This window comes from Sphingopyxis sp. (genome assembly GCF_050916055.1).
Lineage (GTDB): Bacteria > Pseudomonadota > Alphaproteobacteria > Sphingomonadales > Sphingomonadaceae > Sphingopyxis.
This window is the reverse complement of the sequence record NZ_CP051527.1, coordinates 1813434-1832580: the sequence shown is the minus strand read 5'-3', so window position 1 is coordinate 1832580 and position 19147 is coordinate 1813434. Positions and strand designations below refer to the sequence as shown.

The 19147-nt window shown below is 67.4% G+C and carries 15 protein-coding genes; 9 read left to right on the top strand and 6 right to left on the bottom strand.

Features of this window, described 5'->3' with window-relative positions:
• Positions 1 to 8: 8 nt before the first annotated feature.
• The gene (locus HEQ22_RS08905; protein WP_432767553.1) at positions 9 to 662 is read right to left on the bottom strand and encodes a sulfotransferase family 2 domain-containing protein; all 654 of its coding nucleotides are present in this window, start codon (positions 660 to 662) and stop codon (positions 9 to 11) included.
• A 157-nt stretch (positions 663 to 819) separates the two neighbouring features.
• Here HEQ22_RS08905 and HEQ22_RS08900 point away from each other — a divergent pair, with 157 nt between their 5' ends.
• From HEQ22_RS08900 to HEQ22_RS08880, 5 genes are read left to right on the top strand one after another with little or no spacing between them, the layout of a single operon-like run.
• Positions 820 to 2430 (top strand): putative bifunctional diguanylate cyclase/phosphodiesterase, encoded by a 1611-nt coding sequence (locus tag HEQ22_RS08900; RefSeq protein ID WP_432767552.1) that lies wholly within the window; start codon positions 820 to 822, stop codon positions 2428 to 2430.
• Positions 2427 to 3164: a LysM peptidoglycan-binding domain-containing protein gene (locus HEQ22_RS08895; protein WP_432767551.1), complete on the top strand. Its 738-nt coding sequence runs from the start codon at positions 2427 to 2429 to the stop codon at positions 3162 to 3164. The genes HEQ22_RS08900 and HEQ22_RS08895 overlap by 4 nt, the downstream gene beginning before the upstream one ends.
• Before the next feature lie 50 nt (positions 3165 to 3214).
• The gene (locus HEQ22_RS08890) at positions 3215 to 4909 is read left to right on the top strand and encodes a protein kinase domain-containing protein (protein ID WP_432767550.1); all 1695 of its coding nucleotides are present in this window, start codon (positions 3215 to 3217) and stop codon (positions 4907 to 4909) included.
• Positions 4910 to 4922: 13 nt separating this feature from the next.
• A complete protein-coding gene (locus HEQ22_RS08885) occupies positions 4923 to 5945 on the top strand; it encodes a type VI secretion system-associated FHA domain protein (RefSeq protein ID WP_432767549.1) in 1023 nt (340 codons plus the stop codon).
• Positions 5942 to 6691, top strand: a complete 750-nt coding sequence (locus HEQ22_RS08880) for a PP2C family protein-serine/threonine phosphatase (protein ID WP_432767548.1) — start codon at positions 5942 to 5944, stop codon at positions 6689 to 6691. Before HEQ22_RS08885 ends, HEQ22_RS08880 begins: the two co-directional genes overlap by 4 nt.
• A 37-nt stretch (positions 6692 to 6728) precedes the next feature.
• On the opposite strand, the gene hutU is transcribed toward HEQ22_RS08880, so the two are convergent.
• From hutU to hutI, 4 genes are read right to left on the bottom strand one after another with little or no spacing between them, the layout of a single operon-like run.
• Positions 6729 to 8396, bottom strand: a complete 1668-nt coding sequence (gene hutU, locus HEQ22_RS08875; protein WP_432767547.1) for a urocanate hydratase — start codon at positions 8394 to 8396, stop codon at positions 6729 to 6731.
• A complete protein-coding gene (hutG, locus tag HEQ22_RS08870; protein WP_432770814.1) occupies positions 8393 to 9196 on the bottom strand; it encodes an N-formylglutamate deformylase in 804 nt (267 codons plus the stop codon). The genes hutU and hutG overlap by 4 nt, the downstream gene beginning before the upstream one ends.
• The gene (gene hutH, locus HEQ22_RS08865) at positions 9196 to 10737 is read right to left on the bottom strand and encodes a histidine ammonia-lyase (protein ID WP_432770813.1); all 1542 of its coding nucleotides are present in this window, start codon (positions 10735 to 10737) and stop codon (positions 9196 to 9198) included. Before hutH ends, hutG begins: the two co-directional genes overlap by 1 nt.
• On the bottom strand, positions 10734 to 11933 hold the full coding sequence (gene hutI, locus HEQ22_RS08860; protein ID WP_432770812.1) for an imidazolonepropionase: 1200 nt from the start codon (positions 11931 to 11933) through the stop codon (positions 10734 to 10736). The genes hutH and hutI overlap by 4 nt, the downstream gene beginning before the upstream one ends.
• 84 nt (positions 11934 to 12017) lie before the next feature.
• Here hutI and HEQ22_RS08855 point away from each other — a divergent pair, with 84 nt between their 5' ends.
• The 3 genes from HEQ22_RS08855 (at position 12018) to HEQ22_RS08845 (ending at position 15426) form a co-directional block, all read left to right on the top strand.
• A complete protein-coding gene (locus HEQ22_RS08855; RefSeq protein WP_432770811.1) occupies positions 12018 to 13394 on the top strand; it encodes a formimidoylglutamate deiminase in 1377 nt (458 codons plus the stop codon).
• Positions 13391 to 14113, top strand: a complete 723-nt coding sequence (gene hutC / locus HEQ22_RS08850) for a histidine utilization repressor (RefSeq protein ID WP_432770810.1) — start codon at positions 13391 to 13393, stop codon at positions 14111 to 14113. The genes HEQ22_RS08855 and hutC overlap by 4 nt, the downstream gene beginning before the upstream one ends.
• Before the next feature lie 68 nt (positions 14114 to 14181).
• Positions 14182 to 15426: a glycoside hydrolase family 6 protein gene (locus tag HEQ22_RS08845; RefSeq protein WP_432770809.1), complete on the top strand. Its 1245-nt coding sequence runs from the start codon at positions 14182 to 14184 to the stop codon at positions 15424 to 15426.
• A gap of 12 nt (positions 15427 to 15438) precedes the next feature.
• On the opposite strand, the gene HEQ22_RS08840 is transcribed toward HEQ22_RS08845, so the two are convergent.
• On the bottom strand, positions 15439 to 16431 hold the full coding sequence (locus HEQ22_RS08840; RefSeq protein ID WP_432770808.1) for a LacI family DNA-binding transcriptional regulator: 993 nt from the start codon (positions 16429 to 16431) through the stop codon (positions 15439 to 15441).
• A gap of 186 nt (positions 16432 to 16617) precedes the next feature.
• Here HEQ22_RS08840 and HEQ22_RS08835 point away from each other — a divergent pair, with 186 nt between their 5' ends.
• On the top strand, positions 16618 to 19128 hold the full coding sequence (locus HEQ22_RS08835; RefSeq protein WP_432770807.1) for a glycoside hydrolase family 3 protein: 2511 nt from the start codon (positions 16618 to 16620) through the stop codon (positions 19126 to 19128).
• Positions 19129 to 19147: the final 19 nt, after the last annotated feature.

Sequence of the window (19147 nt, the reverse complement as noted above, 5' to 3'; positions counted from 1 at the left end):
GCAGCGGATCAATATTCGTAACCGAGCCACGCAAGGTCGCGGTCGTAGCGCGCCGCGATCGCCGCACGCGTGTCGGCATCGTAAAATTCGCGATAGTCGCGGCGGTCGGGCGAAATGTTGACCGCCGGCAGCGCGACAGGTTCGCCAAAGATCCGGCGCGAAATGTCGGAAAATTCCTCGGCGAGACGCTCGAACCGGATGATCCGGTCGACCATGCTGCGCCCGTCGGCATCGTGGACGAAGGACCATTGCGGCATCAGGTGCCGCTCTTCGTTGCTGCCCGGCGCGCCCGGAAAGGCGGTCAGGATGAAATCGCGGAAATCCATCTCACGGGCGTAGCGATATTTATATTCCGACACCGCGCGTTCCCACGGATTCCGGACGACGGTGAAGCGGAAATAGTCGGCGAAATCGATCGGCGCCAGATGACCTTTGGTCAGATATTCCGCTGCCGTCAGATGGGCGAGAAACGGCGGGCCGGCGTCGGAATCGTGATTGGTCGTCAGCAACAGCGGACCGCGGGTGGCCCAATCGAGACCCATGCAGTCCAGAAACACCTGCTCGATGCTCTGCCCGCCGGTTTTCGGAATGTGGACGAACAGCGTTTTCCAGCGATGGCAGATCATCGTGTAGTCGTAGGCGGCGACAGGCGGCATGTCCATTTCTGGGATCGCGCGCTGGCCCTCGGCGATGGCACCATCGCCTCTTTCCACTGGGTCCGGACGATCTGTCCGCAAACGCGACGAACCGAGCCGGATTGCGCCATTTCTGCACAACAATTTAAGGACTTGGTATCATCTACCGTTCCAAATGGCGGCAATGGTTCAAACAGGGGCAACTTCCGGCGCAATCCTGTTGCGGCGTCTGGCGCTGGCGGCGGTTTTCGTCGCGGGCGCGTGCCTGGTGCATGTCGGCGCCGAAGATCTGACGACCTTTGCGCTGATCGCGATAGCCGTCGGGTGCGGCTGGGCCGGATCGGCCTGGCGCCACGACTGGAAATTGTGGCGCCTGTCGCAGCGGCTGGAGGTCATATCGGGCGAGGGGCAGACGTTCGAGATCGCCGACCGGCTCACCGAAAACGCCAAAGGTCTGGAACTGGCGATCGCCACGATCGAACGGCGCCTGATCGAACGCCACGGCGTCAGCGGGCTGCCCACGCGTGAGCCTTTGCTCGATCGCATGGAGGCAGATGGCTCGGGTGTTCTCGGGGCGTTTGCGCTCGACGATTTCGAACGGCTGGCTGGTTTCGATCCCGACTTTGCCGAACGGGTGCTGATGGCGATCGTCGGGCGCATTGCCCGGATGGTGCCCGCCGACCGCCTGATCGCGCATGTCGATCAGGCCCATTTTGCGATCTGGTACGGCAAGGACGTCGATCCGTCGCGGGCGCGGGCGGAAATCGATTCGATCTCCTATGCGCTCGGCGGCAGCGTGACGGTCGATCAGCGCGAGATATTGCCCAGCATCTCGACCCGCTGCGCCGCGCTGATCGACGGCATCACGCCGCAATTGTTGTTGACGCGGACGCTGGCCTCGTTCGCGCTGGAGGACATGCCCGAAACCCACGAACTGAGCGCCGAGGCGATCGCCCAGGTGCAGGAACGCTATGCGATGGAACAGGATTTGCGCAGCGCGATCGGCCGGGCCGAATTCCATCTGTTTTTCCAGCCGCTGATCGATGCCAGTTCGCAATGCGTCACCGGCGCCGAAGCGCTGATCCGCTGGAACCATTCCGAACGCGGCAGCGTGCCGCCCGCCCAATTCATGCCGATCGTCGAGGCATCGGGACTGGCCGAGGAGGTCGGCCTGTGGGTGCTCAACGCCGCGGCGCGGCAGGCGAGCGAATGGCAGGGGGCGCCATCGGGGCCGTTGCAGATCGCGATCAACATTTCCGCCAATCAGCTGCACAATCCCGATTTCCCGCAGTTTCTGAGCCGCACGCTGCACAATCATTCGCTCGACGCTGCGTGCCTCGAGATCGAACTGACCGAAGGCGTCGCGAGCACCGACGATGCCGAACTGGCGCGGCTGTTCGCCGAAATCCGGGCGCTCGGCGTCAAGATCGCCATCGACGATTTCGGCACCGGATATTCCAGTTTCAGCACCCTGCGCCAGCTGACCTTCGACAAGATCAAGATCGACCGCGAATTTGTGACCGACGTGCATCGCCGACCGCACAGCCAGGCGATCTGCCAGAGCATTATCGCGCTGGGGCGCGGCCTCGACATCCGGGTGCTCGCCGAAGGCGTCGAAACCGCGGCCGAGTATCGCTGGCTCGCGCGGCACGGCTGCCGCTTTTTCCAAGGCTATTATTTCGCGCGGCCGCTCGCGCCGGCCGATTTCGTGAAGTTCCTCGATGATCGCGCCAGCCTGGTCGCGCTGCTCCAGACCGCCAATCCCGTTGCCCAACTCGAAAGAATGACATCATGATCGTCGCCGTTTCCCGCCGCATCCCCCGCACCGTCCGGCGCAGCCTGGTGCTGGCCGCAGCGCTCGCATTGGCGGGCTGCGCCAGCGGCCCCAAACCCGGCGCGATACCGACGCCCGCCGCCAGCGCGCAAAGCATCGACGCGATCGCCGAACTTTTGAACCAGGGCGACGTGTCGGCCGCGCAAAAGCTGATCAAGTCGGGGCTGAAGCGCGATCCGAACAATCCGCAGCTTGCGCTGCTTCGCGACTCGATTTCGCGCGATCCGGTCGAACTGCTCGGTCCGCAGTCGTTCGACTATGTCGTCCAGCCGGGCGACACGCTGGTCGGCATCGCGCAGCGTTTTCTGGGCAACCGGCTGATGACCTATCAGCTGGCCCGCTACAACGGCATCGACAAGCCGACGACGCTCGCGGCGGGGCAGACGTTGCGCATTCCGGGCAGCAAGCCGGCCCCGGTGCGCAAGGCGGCGACGCCGGCGTCGCCCGCGGCACCGACCGCGTCACCGCGGGCACAGTCGCCGAAGAAGGCGGTGGAGCCCGCCGCGGCGCGCACCGACCCCGCGGCCGCTCGCCGGTTGCGCACGCAGGGGCTCGCCGAACTCAACAAGGGGGCGGCGGCGCGTGCGGTCCAGCTGCTGCGGCGCGCCGCGGCGCTCGATCCCGGCAGCGCGGTGATCAAGGCCGATCTGGCGCGCGCCGAGCGCATCGAGGCGACGGTTCGCGCGCGACGATAGAATATTTCAACTTTCGCCGGTTATGACGGGGCGATCGAGAGGGCAATGTGATGAAATCGCTGGGACGCTACAGCATCGAGGGACGCCTGGGCGAAGGCGCGATGGCCGACGTCTATCGCGCGGTCGATCCGAGCATCGGCCGCCAGGTCGCGATCAAGGTGCTCAAACCCGAATATGCGCGCAATCCCGGACTCAACGTCCGCTTCCTGCGCGAAGCGCGCGCCGCCGGGGCGCTCAGCCACCCCAACATCGCGACGATTTATGAAGTCGGCGAAGCGGATGGCACCGCTTATATCGCGATGGAGCTGATCGAGGGTCAGCCGCTCGACCATTTGTTGCAGTCGAACGGACGCCTGCCTTACGAACGGGTGCTGGTGCTGGGCCAGCAACTGGCCGGGGCGCTGGCCTATGCCCACCGGATGGGGGTGGTCCACCGCGACGTCAAACCGTCGAACATCCTGCTGTCGAAGGACGGCCGCACCGCCAAGCTGGTCGATTTCGGCGTCGCGCGCATCGACGAGCCCGACCCCGACGGCAACAACGAACATCTTGCCCGCACCCAGTTCGGCCAGATGATCGGGACGCCGCGCTACATGAGCCCCGAACAGGCGCTGAGCCTGCCCGTCGATCATCGATCCGACCTGTTTTCGCTGGGCATCGTCCTGTATGAAATGGTGACCGGCAAGGCGGCGTTTCCGGGCATCGGTCTGGCGACGCTGGCGATCCAGATTGCGCAGGAGAGGGTGGAGCCGGTCGAGCGATCGGCCAGCGATTGCCCGCCGGGCCTGCGCTTCATCATCGACAAGCTGCTCGCCAAGAAGCCCGAACAGCGCTTTCCCGACGGCGATGCCGTGCGGACCGCGATCATGCGCGAGATGAGCGCGAGCGAGGACAGCGCGCAGCCGCGCCGCGGCGTGTCGCTGCGCGTCAAGCTGCCGCTGTTGCTCGCGGCCGTGACGCTGGCGGTGCTCGCGATCTGCGGGACGTTGATCAGCACCCGCGAAGAGCAGGCGTTCGAGGATATGGCGGCGACGTCGGGCCGCACGATTGCGGCGTTCGTCGCGAGCAATGCCGGAGTGGTGGCGGTCGACAATGCCGGCTTGCCCGCCGATCAGCAGGATTGGGGCGCGTTGCAGGCGTTCGTCGCGAGCGCCAGCGAAGACAGCGAAATTCGCGCCATGACCGTGGTCGATGCGGGCAACGTGATCCGGGCGGCGACCGACCGGCGCCGGATCGGGACGCGCTACGCCGCGCCGCAGGGCGAAGCCCGGATCGGCATGGGCAACGGCGCGGTCGTCAGCTATGTCGGGTCGAACCAGCAGGCCGGGATGCGGATCGTCCAGCCGATCCGCTATGCCGGTGCGCGCTACGGCACGGTCGATATTGTTGTGCGGACCGAAGCGCTCGCCGCCGCGGCGAGCAACACGCAATTGCTGCTCGTCATGCTGTCGCTCGTCGTGATGATCGCAGTGATGATCGTCGGTTATATGAGCGGGGCGGCGGTCACCCGGCCGCTGGCACGGCTGCGCAAGGCGCTCGACGATGCGGCGACATCGCGCTTTGCGCTGCGCATATCGCATCGCCGCGGCGACGAGTTCGGCCAGGCGTTCGATGCTTTCAATCGCGCCGCCGGCGCGGCCGAAGCGACGCTGGTCGCCGGAACGCCGGAGGATGAAGCGTCGATGCTCGCCACCCGCATCGCCGAACCGGCGGATGCCGCGATGCCGGTGCGGCAGGTCGCCTGAGGAGATCCCTGCGATGTATATGTTGCAACTCTTCGAACGCGGCGACGAAATGCACCCGGTCGATGCCCGGCTGCTGCGCGAAGGCGTGTTGCGCGTCGGCCGCGACAAGTCGGCGGGCTGGTCGATCCCCGACCCCGATTGCGCGCTGTCGCGCACCCACTGCGAATTTGCCGTCGGTGCCGATGGGCTGACGCTGCGCCCGCTCGGCACTAATGGGGTCTTCGACGCGGCCAGCGGCGAACGGCTGCCCGACCGGGTCGAGATGGCGGTGCGGCTGCCCTTCGCGATCCGGCTGGGCGATTTCCGGATCGTCGCGAGCGAAGCGCCGCATGGCGACATCGCGGGTCACGAAACGCGGACCATGGTGATGACGCCGCCGCTGGGCGATTCGATCCAGGTGCCGAGCGACTGGGCCGACGAAGACACGGCGACGCGACCGCACGCCGGGGTCGTCACCAACGGATCGTTGCTCGACGCCTTTTGCGAAGGCGCCGGGCTCGACGCGTCGTTGCTCGCCAAAGAGGATCCGGTCGAGATTATGCGCCGGGTCGGCGGGGTCTATCGCCAGATGGTGCTGGGGGTCGGCGACCTGATGATCGAACGCGATCACGCGCGCGGCCACTACCAGATGACGCGGACGACGATCGGCAGCGCCGACAACAATCCGTTCAAATGGGCGCCGACACAGCGCTTGGCGATCGACCTGATCCTCGGCGGCTCGCACGGCTTCCTGTCGGGCTCGGCCGCGCTGCAATCGTCGTTTCGCGACATCAAGCGCCATCTGGTCGCGACCTTTGCCGGGCTGCGCGGCAGCTTGCAACAGGCGATCGCCTGCTTCGACCCGGCGCAGCTGGACGGCGAGGCAGCGGGGCGTTCGCTGTTCCAGAATCGCGCCGCGGCGCAGCTCAAGGAACTCGAAAAGCGGCACGCCGAGCTGCGCGACGAGATCGAAGGCAAGACATCGGGCGTGCTCGACCGGGCGTTCGTGCAGGCCTATAACGTCGCCGATGCGGCTGCGGCCGACGAGCGCGGATGAATTTTTTTCGTATCTTCGGCCGCGATGAGGTGGCTGCTGGGGGACTGCCCGCCGGGGCGATCCGATCGGCGGCGCTCACGCATGTCGGGCATGTCCGCGCCGTCAACGAGGATCGCGTTCTCGACCTGCCCGACGCCGGGCTGTGGGCGGTGGCGGACGGCATGGGCGGGCACCAATCGGGCGATGTGGCGGCCCAGATCGCCGTCGATGCGCTGGCCGAGCTGGCCGGTAGCGGGCGGGCTCTGGACGGCGAGGATATTCTCGCGGCGCTGCAATCGGCGAACACGCGGATTTATGAGCGGTATGCAGCGGCCGAACGGCCGAGCGGCACCACCATCGTCGCGGCGCTGCACGTCGAAGGCGGGATCGAGATTTTCTGGGCCGGCGACAGCCGCGCCTACCGGCTGCGCGCGGGCATCTGGCACTGCCTGACCCGCGATCACAGCGTCGTGCAGCAAATGGTCGATGCCGGGGCGCTGACCCCCTCCGCTGCGGCCCGGCATCCCAAGGGCAATGTCATCACCCGGGCGCTGGGCGTCGACCGCGATGTGACGATCGATCGGGTGGCGACGGATTTCGCGGCCGGCGACACGATCATGCTGTGTTCCGACGGCGTGTCGCGGTCGCTGGCGCCGGACATGCCGCGCACACCGCCTGTCGCAGCGCTGGCGCAGTCTCTGCTCGACCAGGCGCTGGCGCGCGACGGCAGCGACAATGCCAGCCTGGTGCTGATCGCCGCGGGCTGACCGTCCGCCCGACGCATTCCGACCTGGCGAGGTCCGGTCAGCCGCCGATCGCGGGCAGGTCGAGACCGTTCTCGCGCGCACAATCGAGCGCACTGTCATAGCCGGCGTCGGCGTGACGCATCACCCCGGTCGCGGGGTCGTTCCACAGCACCCGTTCAAGTCGCGCCGCCGCCTCCGGCGTGCCGTCGGCGACGACGACCATGCCGCTGTGCTGCGAAAAGCCCATGCCGACCCCGCCGCCATGGTGGAGCGACACCCAGGTCGCGCCGCTCGCGGTGTTGAGCAGCGCATTGAGCAGCGGCCAGTCGGATACCGCGTCGCTACCGTCGCGCATCGCTTCGGTCTCGCGGTTGGGCGAGGCGACCGATCCTGAATCGAGATGATCGCGGCCGATGACCACCGGCGCCTTGAGCTCGCCCGAGGCCACCATTTCGTTGAACGCGAGGCCGAGCCGGTGGCGGTCGCCGAGCCCGACCCAGCAGATGCGCGCGGGCAGACCCTGGAACTGGATCTTCTCGCGCGCCATGTCGAGCCAGCGGTGCAGCGGCTGGTTGTCGGGGAGCAGTTCCTTGACCTTGGCATCGGTCTTGTAGATGTCCTCGGGATCGCCCGACAGCGCGACCCAGCGGAACGGCCCGATGCCGCGGCAGAACAGCGGGCGAATATAGGCGGGGACGAAGCCTGGGAAATCGAAGGCGTTGGTGACGCCCTCGTCCTTGGCGACCTGGCGGATGTTGTTGCCATAATCGGTGGTCGGCACCCCCGCCGCCTGAAAATCGAGCATCGCGCGGACGTGGGTGGCCATCGACGCCTTGGCAGCGCGGGCGACGGCGGCGGGGTCGCTTTCGCGCCGGTCGATCCATTCGGCGACGGTCCAGCCCGCGGGCAGATAACCGTTGACCGGGTCATGCGCGCTCGTCTGGTCGGTGAGCAGGTCGGGGCGAATGCCGCGGGTGTAGAGTTCGGGCAGGATTTCGGCGGCGTTGCCGAGCAACCCGACCGAAACGGGTTTTTGTTCGGCGCAGCTTTGCTCGATGATCGCCATCGCTTCGTCGATCGTCGATGCTGCGGCATCGAGATATCCGGTGCGAAGACGCATGTCGATGCGGCTCGGCTGGCACTCGATCGCGAGGCACGAGGCGCCCGCCATCACTGCGGCGAGCGGCTGGGCGCCGCCCATGCCGCCCAATCCGGCGGTGAGCAGCCATTTGCCGGCCAGGCTGCCGCCATGATGCTGGCGGCCCATCTCGACGAATGTTTCGTAGGTGCCCTGCACGATGCCCTGCGTGCCGATATAGATCCAAGACCCCGCGGTCATCTGGCCATACATGGCGAGGCCGCGCTTATCGAGTTCGGTGAAATGCTCCCACGTCGCCCAATGCGGGACGAGGTTGCTGTTGGCGATCAGGACGCGCGGCGCATTCTCGTGGGTGCGAAATACCCCGACCGGCTTGCCCGACTGGACCAGCAGGGTTTCATCGGCCTCCAGCCGCTGCAATGTTTCGACGATCGTGTCATAGCTTTCCCAATCGCGCGCGGCGCGGCCGATGCCGCCGTAAACGACCAGCTCCTCGGGCCGTTCGGCAACGTCGGGATGCAGGTTGTTCATCAGCATCCGCAGCGGCGCCTCGGTGAGCCAGCTTTTGGCGGTGAGGTTCGGGCCGGTCGGCGCCTTGATGACGCGGCTGTTGTCGAGACGGGTCATTTTTGTCCTTTCGCAAAATCGAGGGCCGCGGCGATCACCAGCCGCAGCGCCGGCATGATCGCGGGGTTCGGGTCAACCGGTGCGGGCCAATCGGCCGCGGTCGGGGTATCGGGCTCGGTCAGATAGCCGCGCATCGCGAGCTCCATCTGGATCGCATGGACGCCCTCGTCGGGGCGGCCGTAGTGGCGCGTCGTCCAGCCGCCCTTGAAACGGCCGTTGACGACATGGCTGTGCCCGCTCGCGGCGCAAATCGCGGCGATCGCGGCTTCGAGTTCCCCGGCGCAGGTCTCGCCGCCGTTCGTGCCGATGTTGAACTGCGGTAGTTCGCCGTCGAACAGGCGCGGCACATGGCTGCGGATCGAATGGGCGTCGTAAAGGACGACCCGCGGATGGACCGCGCGCAGCCGCGCCAGCTGGCCGGCAATCGCATCATGATAGGGGCGATGATAGAGGTTGAGCCGGCGGGTGATCTCGGCCTCGTCGGGTTCGCCATAGCGATAGAGCGGCGCACCATCGAAGCGGGTGGTCGGGCACAATTCGGTGGTCGCTTGTCCGGGGTAGAGCGAGGCGCCCGACGGGTCGCGGTTCATGTCGATGACGCTGCGCGAAATATCGGTCGCGATCGTCGTGACGCCGAGCGCGCGGACGGAATCATATAGCTCGCCGATCCACCAGTCGGTGTCGAACAACGCGTGCCATGGGGAGATAAATTCGGCGTCGAGACCGGCAAGACCGGTGCCGCCGTGCGGGAACGCGACGATCAGCGGAGCGTCGCCGGGCTCGACGCGCAGCCAGTCCATCACGCCACGCCGGGCAGAGGAGCGCCGGTTACCTCGATCAGGGCCCCGCTCCGCACGAGGCGGTTCGCCGCTTCGATATCGGGGTGGAAATGCCGGTCGTCGGCCAGTGCCGGGACAGTCTCGCGAAGCAGGCGGTGCGCGCGCTCGAGCGCCGGGCTCGATTGCAGCGGGGCATGGAAATCGATGCCCTGCGCCGCGGCGAGCCATTCGATTGCTACGACTGCTATGGCGTTGGTCGCCATGGCGTGCAGCCGCCGCGCGCCATGCGCGGCCATCGACACATGATCTTCCTGATTGGCCGAGGTCGGGATCGAATCGACGCTGGCGGGATAGGCGCTTTGCTTGTTTTCGCTGACCAGCGCGGCGGCGGTCACCTGCGGAATCATGAAGCCCGAATTGAGCCCGGGCTTCGGCGTCAGGAAGGCGGGCAGACCCGACAGCGCGGGATCAACGAGCATCGCGATGCGGCGTTCGGATATCGAGCCGATTTCGCAGATCGCGAGCGCGATCATGTCGGCGGCGAAGGCGACCGGCTCGGCGTGGAAATTGCCGCCCGACAGCGCTTCGTCGCCGAACGGACCGGCGCCGGGAAAGATCAGCGGATTGTCGGACACCGCATTCGCCTCGATCGCAAGCGTCGCGCCGGCCTGGCGCAGCAGGTCGAGCACGGCGCCCATCACCTGCGGCTGGCAGCGCAGGCAATAGGGATCCTGTACCCGCGCGTCATCCTCCAGGTGGCTGGCGCGGATCGGCGACCCCGCCATCAGTTCGCGCAGCGCCGCCGCGACCTCGATCTGGCCGCGATGACGGCGCAGAGCGTGGATGCGCGGGTCGAACGGGGTGTCCGACCCTTTCGCGGCCTCGGTCGATAGCGCGCCGGTGACGAGCGCCGACTGGAACAGCAATTCGCTCTCGAACAATGCGGCCAGCGCATTGGCGGCGGAAAATTGCGTCCCGTTGAGAAGCGCGAGCCCTTCTTTCGCCGCCAGTTCGAGCGGCGTCAGCCCGGCGCGGCGCAATGCGTCGGCGGCGGGCAGGCGTTCGCCGCCGACAAAAATCTCGCCCACCCCGATCATCGTCGCGGCCATATGGGCGAGCGGCGCCAGGTCGCCGCTGGCGCCGACCGAACCCTGCGCCGGAACGACGGGGATAAGCCCCTGAGCAAGCATCGCTTCGAGCAGGGCGACCGTTTCGGGGCGAACTCCCGAGGCGCCTTGGGCCAGGCTGGCGAGCTTGAGCGCGAGCATCAGGCGGACGACGGGAATGGGCGAGGGGTCGCCGACCCCCGCCGCATGGCTGAGCACGATGTTGCGCTGCAAGGTTGCGAGATCGGCGTCGGCGATGCGGACGCTGGCGAGCTTTCCAAACCCCGTGTTGATGCCATAGACCGGCTCGCCCCGCGCGAGGATGCGGCCGACCGCCGCCGCACTTGTCGCGATGTGCGGCGCCGACGCCGGGTCGAGCCGCGGCACCGCACCGCAATAGATGGCGCGCCAGTCGCCGAGTGAGGCGCCGCCGGGGACAAGCAGGATTTCGGTCATCGACCACTCCAGATGCGGGCATGGAGCGGGTTGGACCCCATGCGATAGACAAGTTCGGCCGGGCGTTCGATGTCCCAGATCGCGAGGTCGCAGCGCTTGCCCGCCTCGAGGGTCCCGATGCTGTCCGCCAGCCCGAGCGCCCGCGCGGCGTTGCGCGTCACTCCCGCCAGGCATTCGGTAACGGTCAGCCGGAACAAAGTCGCGCCCATGTTCATCGCCAGCAGGAGCGAGGTGAGCGGCGAGGTGCCGGGGTTGCAGTCGGTCGCGATGGCGATCGGCACTCCGGCGCGGCGCAGCGACTCGATCGGCGGCAGCTTGGTTTCGCGCATGAAATAATAAGCGCCGGGAAGGAGGGTTGCGACGGTGCCCGACGCCGCCATCGCGGCGATCCCGGCATCGTCGAGATGTTCGAGATGATCGGCGGACAGCGCGCCATATTGCGCCGCCAGCGCGGCGCCGTGCTGGTTCGACAGCTGTTCGGCGTGGAGCTTGACGGGCAGGCCCGCGCGCCTTGCCGCATCGAAAACCTGCGCGGTTTGCTGCGCGCTGAAGCCGATGTTTTCGCAAAAGGCGTCGACCGCGTCGGCGAGACCAAGACAGGTGATTTCGGGCAGCATCGTGCCGGCCACCAGCGCGATATAGCCGTCGGGAGCGCCGGCATATTCGGGAGGCAGCGCGTGCGCGCCGAGAAAGGTGGTCGACACCCCGACCCGCCGTTCGACGCCCAGCCGGCGTGCGGCGCGGAGCATCTTGATTTCGCTGTCGGTGTCGAGCCCATAGCCCGATTTGACTTCGATCGTCGTGACCCCCTCGGCGATCAGCGCGTCAAGACGGGGCAGGGCGGAGGCGACCAGATCATCCTCGCTGGCATCGCGCGTGGCGCGCATCGTTGAGACGATGCCGCCGCCGGCGCCGGCGATCTCCTCATAGGATGCGCCCTCGAGCCGCAGCTCGAATTCGCGGGCGCGGTCGCCGGCGTGGACCAGATGGGTGTGGCAATCGATCAGCCCCGGGGTGATCCAGCGGCCGTCGCAGTCGATGATTTCCGCGGCATCGAGCGCGGGCGCCTCCGCCGCTGGCCCGGCGTAGACGATCAGACCGTCCTGCGCGGCGACGAGACCGCGTTCGACGACGCCCATGTCGCCGCCGACCATCGTCGCCAGCCTGGCGTCGCGCCACACCCGGTCGCATCGCATTGCGCCAATCTCCCTTTCGAGGGCGATACATTGCATTGATCGGCGATAATGTATAGACATAATTGGACGAGGGAGAAGACGGGCATGGGCGAACGAGCGAACATTGGCCGGACCCTGCATTTCGCGAATGCGTTGCTGCCCGGCGGTTGGGCCAGCGATGTCCGGATCGGCGTTGCCGACGGCGTGGTGAGCGCAATCGCGGCGGACGAGCCTGCCCGGCCCGACGACGAGCGCCACGCGATCGGACTGCCCGGCATGAGCAATCTGCACAGCCACGCCTTTCAGCGCGGCATGGCCGGGCTCGCCGAATCGCGCGGTGCAAGCGACGACAGTTTCTGGACGTGGCGCGAAACCATGTACCGCTTCGTCGACCGCATCGACCCCGACCAGCTGCAGGCGATCGCGGCGCTCGCCTATGCCGAGATGCTGGAAACGGGCTTCACGCGCGTCGGCGAATTTCACTATTTGCACCATGATCCGAAGGGTGACGCCTATGCCGACCCGGCGTGCATGTCGCAGGCGATCATGGCCGCTGCGGCGGAGAGCGGCATCGCGCTGACCCACCTGCCGGTCTTTTATGCCCATGGCGGTTTCGGCGGCGCCGCCCCCAGCCCCGCCCAGCGCCGCTTCGTGCACGATCTGGACGGCTTTGCGGCGCTGCTGGGCGCGGTGCGATCGGCCGCCGCGCAGCTTACCGATGCGATCGTGGGCGTCGCACCGCACAGCCTGCGCGCGGTCACTGCCGACCAGCTGCGTGCGCTTGCCGCGATGGCGGGCACGGCGCCGATCCACATCCATATCGCCGAACAGCGCCGCGAGGTCGATGATTGCCTGGCGTGGTGCGGCCGGCGCCCGGTCGAATGGCTGCTCGACGAAATGCCGGTCGACGCGGGGTGGTGCCTGGTTCACGCGACGCATATGACGCCGACCGAGGCGGTAAGGCTGGCGGCCAGCGGCGCGGTGGCGGGGCTCTGCCCGATCACCGAAGCCAATCTGGGTGACGGCATTTTTGCGGCGGCGCCGTTCCTGGCGGCGGGCGGACGTTTCGGGATCGGTTCGGATTCCAATGTCATGATCGACGTGACCGAGGAATTGCGCTGGCTGGAATATGGTCAGCGGCTGGCCGGGCAGGCGCGCAATGTCTGGGCATCGGCGCCGGGCCGTTCGTCGGGCGAGGATATGTTCATCGGCGCGGTGGCGGGCGGGGCGCAGGCGTTAGGGGTCGCTGCCGGGCTGGTCGTCGGCGGCGCCGCCGACCTGTTCAGCGTCGATGCCGAGCACCCGTCGCTCGCCGGAAAATCGCTGTCGACGATCCTCGATGGCCTGGTCTTTGCGGGCGGACGCGGCGCCATCGACACGGTCTGGTGTCGCGGCGAAAAGCGGGTCAGCGGGGGACGCCACCATGCGCGCGACGAATTGGCCGCACGGTACCGGCGCGTCCTGTCGGCGTTGACCGCATGAAGGTGGCCCTGCACCAGCGCATTCGCAGCGATATCGAGGCGGCGATCCGCTCCGGCGCGCTGCGCCCCGGCGCCCGCCTGCCGGTCGAGCACGAACTGATGCGGCAATATGGCTGCGCCCGAATGACGGTGAGCAAGGCGCTGTCCGCTCTCGCATCCGCCGGGCTGATCGATCGCCGCAAGCGCGCCGGATCGTTCGTCGCGCGGCCGCGGGTTCATTCGATGGTTCTCGACATCCCCGATCTCGAACAGGACATCCTGCAGCGCGGGCAAAGCTATGGTTTCCGGCTGCTCCACCGCGACGTGCGCCAGCCTCGACGCGGCGACGCCGAGGAAGCGGCGCTTGCGGGTGCCGGGATGCTGCTGGCGATCGAGGGAGTCCACGAGGCCGATGCGGTGCCGCTCGCGCTGGAGACGCGCCTCGTCAGCCTTGCGGCGGTCCCGTCGATGGCCGATGTGCCGTTCGATCAGACGTCGCCCGGCGCCTGGCTGCTCAAGCACGTGCCCTGGACCGAAGCCGAAACCCGCATCGCCGCGGTCCCGGCCGAACGGGCGGCGGCGAAGCATTTGCATATCGAACCGGGCGCGCCGTGCCTGTTTATCGAACGGCGAACGCGGCGCGGCGATGAAGCGATTACGCTGGTGCGGCAATATTTCGTCGGGTCGGCCTATGACCTGATCGCGCGCTTTGCGGCGGCAGACCCGGGCGACGGGAGCTGACGCCGGGGCGCAATCGGCTCTGCCGTCCGGAAAAAATGCGCGCTTGTCGTGCGGCGTGGTTTCGGGCGATGGTGCATTCATTGTCGGGATCAGAGGTTCTGCTGGGGGAAATGGTGAAAGGCTTCGCACTCGGTTTGGCGCTATCGCTTGCCGCCATCAGCGCGCCGGCGTCGGCTGAAACGCCGGCCGCGGGCATATTTGTCGATCCGAACAGCACGGTCAAACAGGCGGCCGCGCGGCTCGAGGGGCAGGCGCGCGACGATGCCCTCTTGCTGTCGCGATTTGCTGCGGGGTCCTGGCTCACCAGCGGGACGCCCGACGTCGTCGAGGCCCGAGTGCGTGATATCGTCGATCGGGCAACCGCCGCCGGGCAGGTGCCGGTCCTGATCGCCTATAATATTCCGTTCCGCGACTGCGCGCTCTATTCGGCTGGCGGCGCGGCCGACAGCGCGGCGTATCGGGCGTGGATCGAAGGCTTCGCCGCCGGCATCGGCGCGCGCGAGGCGATCGTCATTCTCGAACCCGATGGCCTGGGGGTCATCCCCTGGCACCGGACGCTGGGCGGGACGGTCGAACATTGCCAGCCCGCGGGGCAGGACGATCGAGCGGCCGACGAACGCTATGCGCAGCTGCGCGGCGCGGTCGCGATCCTCAGCGCATTGCCCGATGTACGCCTGTATCTCGACGGCACCGGCAGCAGCTGGCTCGCACCGGGGGAAGCCGCGCATCGGCTGATCAAGGCCGATGTTGCGCGCGCGACGGGATTTTTCCTCAATGTATCGAATTTCGAAAGCGACGCGCGCGTCGTGTCTTATGCCCGCTGGGTCAGCGATTGCATCGCGCTGGTGACGCGCGGCGGCCGCGACCCGCGCGAATGTCCCAGCCAATATGCGCCCGCGGACTTCACCGATCAGGCGACGTGGGGTGCGACCGACGCAGCATTCGACCGCCTGTTCGAACAGGCGAAACTGCGGCGCGATCCGGTAGCGCAGAAGCGCGCAGTGATCGACACGAGCCGCAACGGCCAAGGCTCTTGGCAACCGCCGGCCGGCCGCTATGCGGATGCCGAGGTCTGGTGCAACCCGCCCGGCCGCGGACTGGGACGGCGGCCGACTTTGGACAGCGGAAATCCGTACGTCGATGCGTTTTTGTGGATCAAGATACCCGGCGAATCGGACGGCGAATGCCATCGCGGCCAAGGCGGTCCGGCCGATCCCGAGCGCGGCATGACGGCGCCGCCGGCGGGATCGTGGTTTGCGCAGCAGGCACGCGAGCTGATCGAATTTGCCAACCCGCCGATTGCGCCGGATTGATCGCGCCGCCGGCTATCGGGTCGCAGCGGGCGGGGCGGTCGACGCGCGAACGAGCAGCTCGTGGAGATGGTCGCGGCGGCGGGGTGCGTCCGACTCGGTATCGCGGTCGAGAGTCGCAATGAGCCGGTTTGCCGCGTCCCACGCCATTTCCCGCACCGGCTGGTGCACGGTCGTGAGCTGCGGCCAGGCGGTGCGCGACACCTCCGAATTGTCGAAGCCCGCGACCGAGAGATCCTGCGGCACCGACAGGCCGAGGTCGCGCGCTGCGGCAATTGCCGCGACCGCCATGTCGTCGTTCTGCGCGAGGATCGCGGTGGGGCGGGCAGGGCGTTTCAGTAGGTCCAACGCCACACGGTAGCCGACATCGTAGGTGAAATCGCCCGTGCCGACGAGCGCGTCATCGACCATAACTCCGGCTTCCTGAAACGCCTGTCGATAACCCTCGAACCGCCCCCGGCTTGCGGCGTGCGAAGGGTCGCCGAGGATGATGCCGATGCGCCGGTGCCCGAGCGACAATATATGCGCGGCGACGGTGTGGCCGGCGGCGACCTCGTCCATCGCAACGACCAGCCCGCGGTCGAGATCGCGGTGCGGCGTGATGCGGGCGTAGGGCAGCCTCTGCCGTTCGATCATGTCGAGCAGCACCGGCTGATCGCAAGACGGCGGCGCCAGCAGCACGCCGTCGAGCCCGGCGCTGAGCAGCAGTTTGCCGAGCTCTTCGGGCCGGCTCGCGACATGGTTGAACGGCAGGACGACAAGGCGATAGCGCTCGTTTTCGAGCCGACCGAGCGCGCCGTTCTGCAGCTCGACGACATAGCTCGGGCTGGGACGTTCGTACGTCAGGCCGATCAGGTACGACCGCCGCGCGATCAGGCTCTGCGCGGCAAGATTGGGATGGTAGTCGAGCGCGACCGCGGCCTCTTTGACCTTGCGGCGGACCGCTTCGCTGACGTGCGGGGCGTCGTTGAGGGCGCGCGACACGGTCTTGGGCGTGACCCCCGCCACCCGCGCAATATCGACGATCGTTGATCGTTTTGAAATTTCCGTCTCCGATCAACACGGTAGCCAGACCTGCGGCGCCTCCGCCGCGTCTCACCCTTCCTCCTGTAGCGTCTCTATTGACTTCTGTCGAGAATCGACGGTAAACGTTGACCGATCAAACGGTAAACGTTGACATTACGGGGAGGGGATATGGGTTTGTCTCGCGCGGCTGTTCTGGCGCTGGGAGCGACATCGCTGACGGCGCTGCTTTCGCCCAATTTCTTCGAACGCGCCGCCGCCCAATCGGCGGGCACAGCGACGAACGCCGAGGCAACTCCGGCGAACTGGCCCGCGCGCGCGGCGACGGTCGCTGTGGACCCGGCCGTCGAGCGCCGCGTCGAAGCGCTGATCGCGGCGATGTCGACCGAGCAGAAGGTCGGGCAGATCATCCAGGCCGATATCGCGAGCGTGACCCCCGACGACGTTTATCGCTATCATCTGGGGTCGGTGCTCAACGGCGGCAATTCGGATCCGGGCGGGCGCTACAATGCGCCGGCGAAGGACTGGCTGGCGGCGGCCGATGCCTTTTACGCCGCGTCGATGAAACCCCATGGCACGCTGCCGCGCATTCCGATGATCTGGGGCAGCGATGCCGTCCACGGCCACAACAATGTCGTCGGCGCGACGCTGTTTCCGCACAATATCGGGCTGGGCGCGGCGCGGAATCCCGACCTGATCCGCCGCATCGGCGCCGCAACGGCGATCGAGATGCGCGTGACCGGGCTCGACTGGACGTTTGCGCCGACGCTGGCGGTGGTCCGCGACGACCGCTGGGGCCGCACCTATGAAGGCTTTGGCGAGACGCCCGAGATTGCGACCAGCTATGCCGCGCCGCTGATCGAAGGGTTGCAGGGCCGGATCGGCGACAAGGATTGGCTGCGCGGGCCGCATATCGTCGCAACCGCGAAGCATTTCCTCGGCGACGGCGGCACCAGCGGCGGCAAGGATCAGGGCGACGCCGCAATGCCCGAAGCGCAGCTGCGCGACCTGTTCAGCCCCCCTTACATCCCCGCGCTCGATGCCGGCGTCCAGTCGGTGATGGTCAGCTTTTCGAGCTGGAACGGCGCCAAGATGCACGGTCATCGCTCGCTGATGACCGGGGTGATGAAGGAGCGCTGGAATTTCGACGGCTTCCTCGTTGGTGACTGGAACGGCCACGGCCAGGTCGCGGGCTGCACCGCCACCGATTGCCCGCAGTCGGTCGTCGCCGGGCTCGACATGTTCATGGCGCCCGACAGCTGGAAGGATTTGTACCGCACCACGCTCGCCCATGCGCAGAGCGGGACGCTGCCGATGGCGCGGCTCGACGATGCAGTGCGGCGTATCCTGCGCGTGAAGGTTCGCGCCGGACTGTTCGAGGCGGGCAAGCCGTCGTCGCGGCCCTATGGCGGCCGCTTCGAACTGCTCGGCGGCAAAGACCATCGCGCTTTGGCACGCGAGGCGGTGCGCGAATCGCTTGTGCTGCTGAAAAACGCAGGCGGTTTGCTGCCGCTGAAGGCGGGCGGCAACATGTTGGTTGCCGGTGATGGCGCCGACAATCTGACCAAGCAGACCGGCGGCTGGACGCTGAGCTGGCAGGGCACCGGCACCAAGCGCAGCGACTTTCCAAATGCCCAGTCGATCTGGCAAGGGATCGACGAGGCGGTCAAGGCGGCGGGGGGGACCGCGACGCTATCCGCCGATGGCCGCTACTCGACCAAACCCGATGTCGCGATCATCGTGTTCGGCGAGGATCCCTATGCCGAATTCCAGGGCGACCGGCCCGACGTCGGTTACGACGATGCGCAAAATCTGGCGCTGCTGCGGTCGCTGAAGGCGGCGGGGGTGCCGACGGTTGCGGTGTTCCTGTCGGGGCGCGCGATGTGGGTCAATCCGTTCCTGAACAGCTCGGACGCGTTCGTCGCTGCCTGGCTGCCGGGGTCGGAAGGCGGCGGCGTGGCGGACGTCTTGTTCGGCAAGACCGACTTTCGCGGCAAGCTGCCGTACAGCTGGCCGCGATCGAGCGATCAGACCGCCGTCAATGTCGGCGATACGAATTATGATCCGCTTTTTGCCTATGGCTATGGGCTGCGCTTTGCCGACAAGGGTGAGCTTGCGGCGCTGCCCGAGACGCGTGCGAGCGCGGCGATCGCGGACCCCGGCACTTTGTTCGCGGCCGGAAAACCGGGCAGCGGACGCCGGCTGTTGCTGGGCGCACCCGGTGCGCTGTCGACCAATCCCGGGCCCGATCTGATCGAGGCGCGCCCGGCCGACCGCACGGCACAGGAGGATTCGGTGCGGCTGCGCTGGACAGGGGCAGGGCACGGGGTTGCGGCGATCGTCCAGGATGCGCCCGCCGACCTGACGCGCCAGACCAATGGCGACCTCGCCCTCGAGCTCGAGTTGAAGGTCGACGCGGCCCCGTCCGCCGACGTCAGCCTGCTCATGGGATGCGGGACGAACTGTGCGGGGGGCATTCCGGTGCGCGGCCTGCTGACCGAAGCGGCGAAGACGGACACATGGACGCGGATCACGGTCCCGCTGCGCTGTTTCGAAAAGGCGGGGGTCGACATGGCCCGCGTCGAGACACCGCTGACGCTGTCGACGTCGGGCAGTCTCGACATGATTTTGTCGTCGGCGCGGATCGTCTCGCCGACGGGGCCACAACTTGCATGCAAATAAGAAGACAATCAGGGAGGAT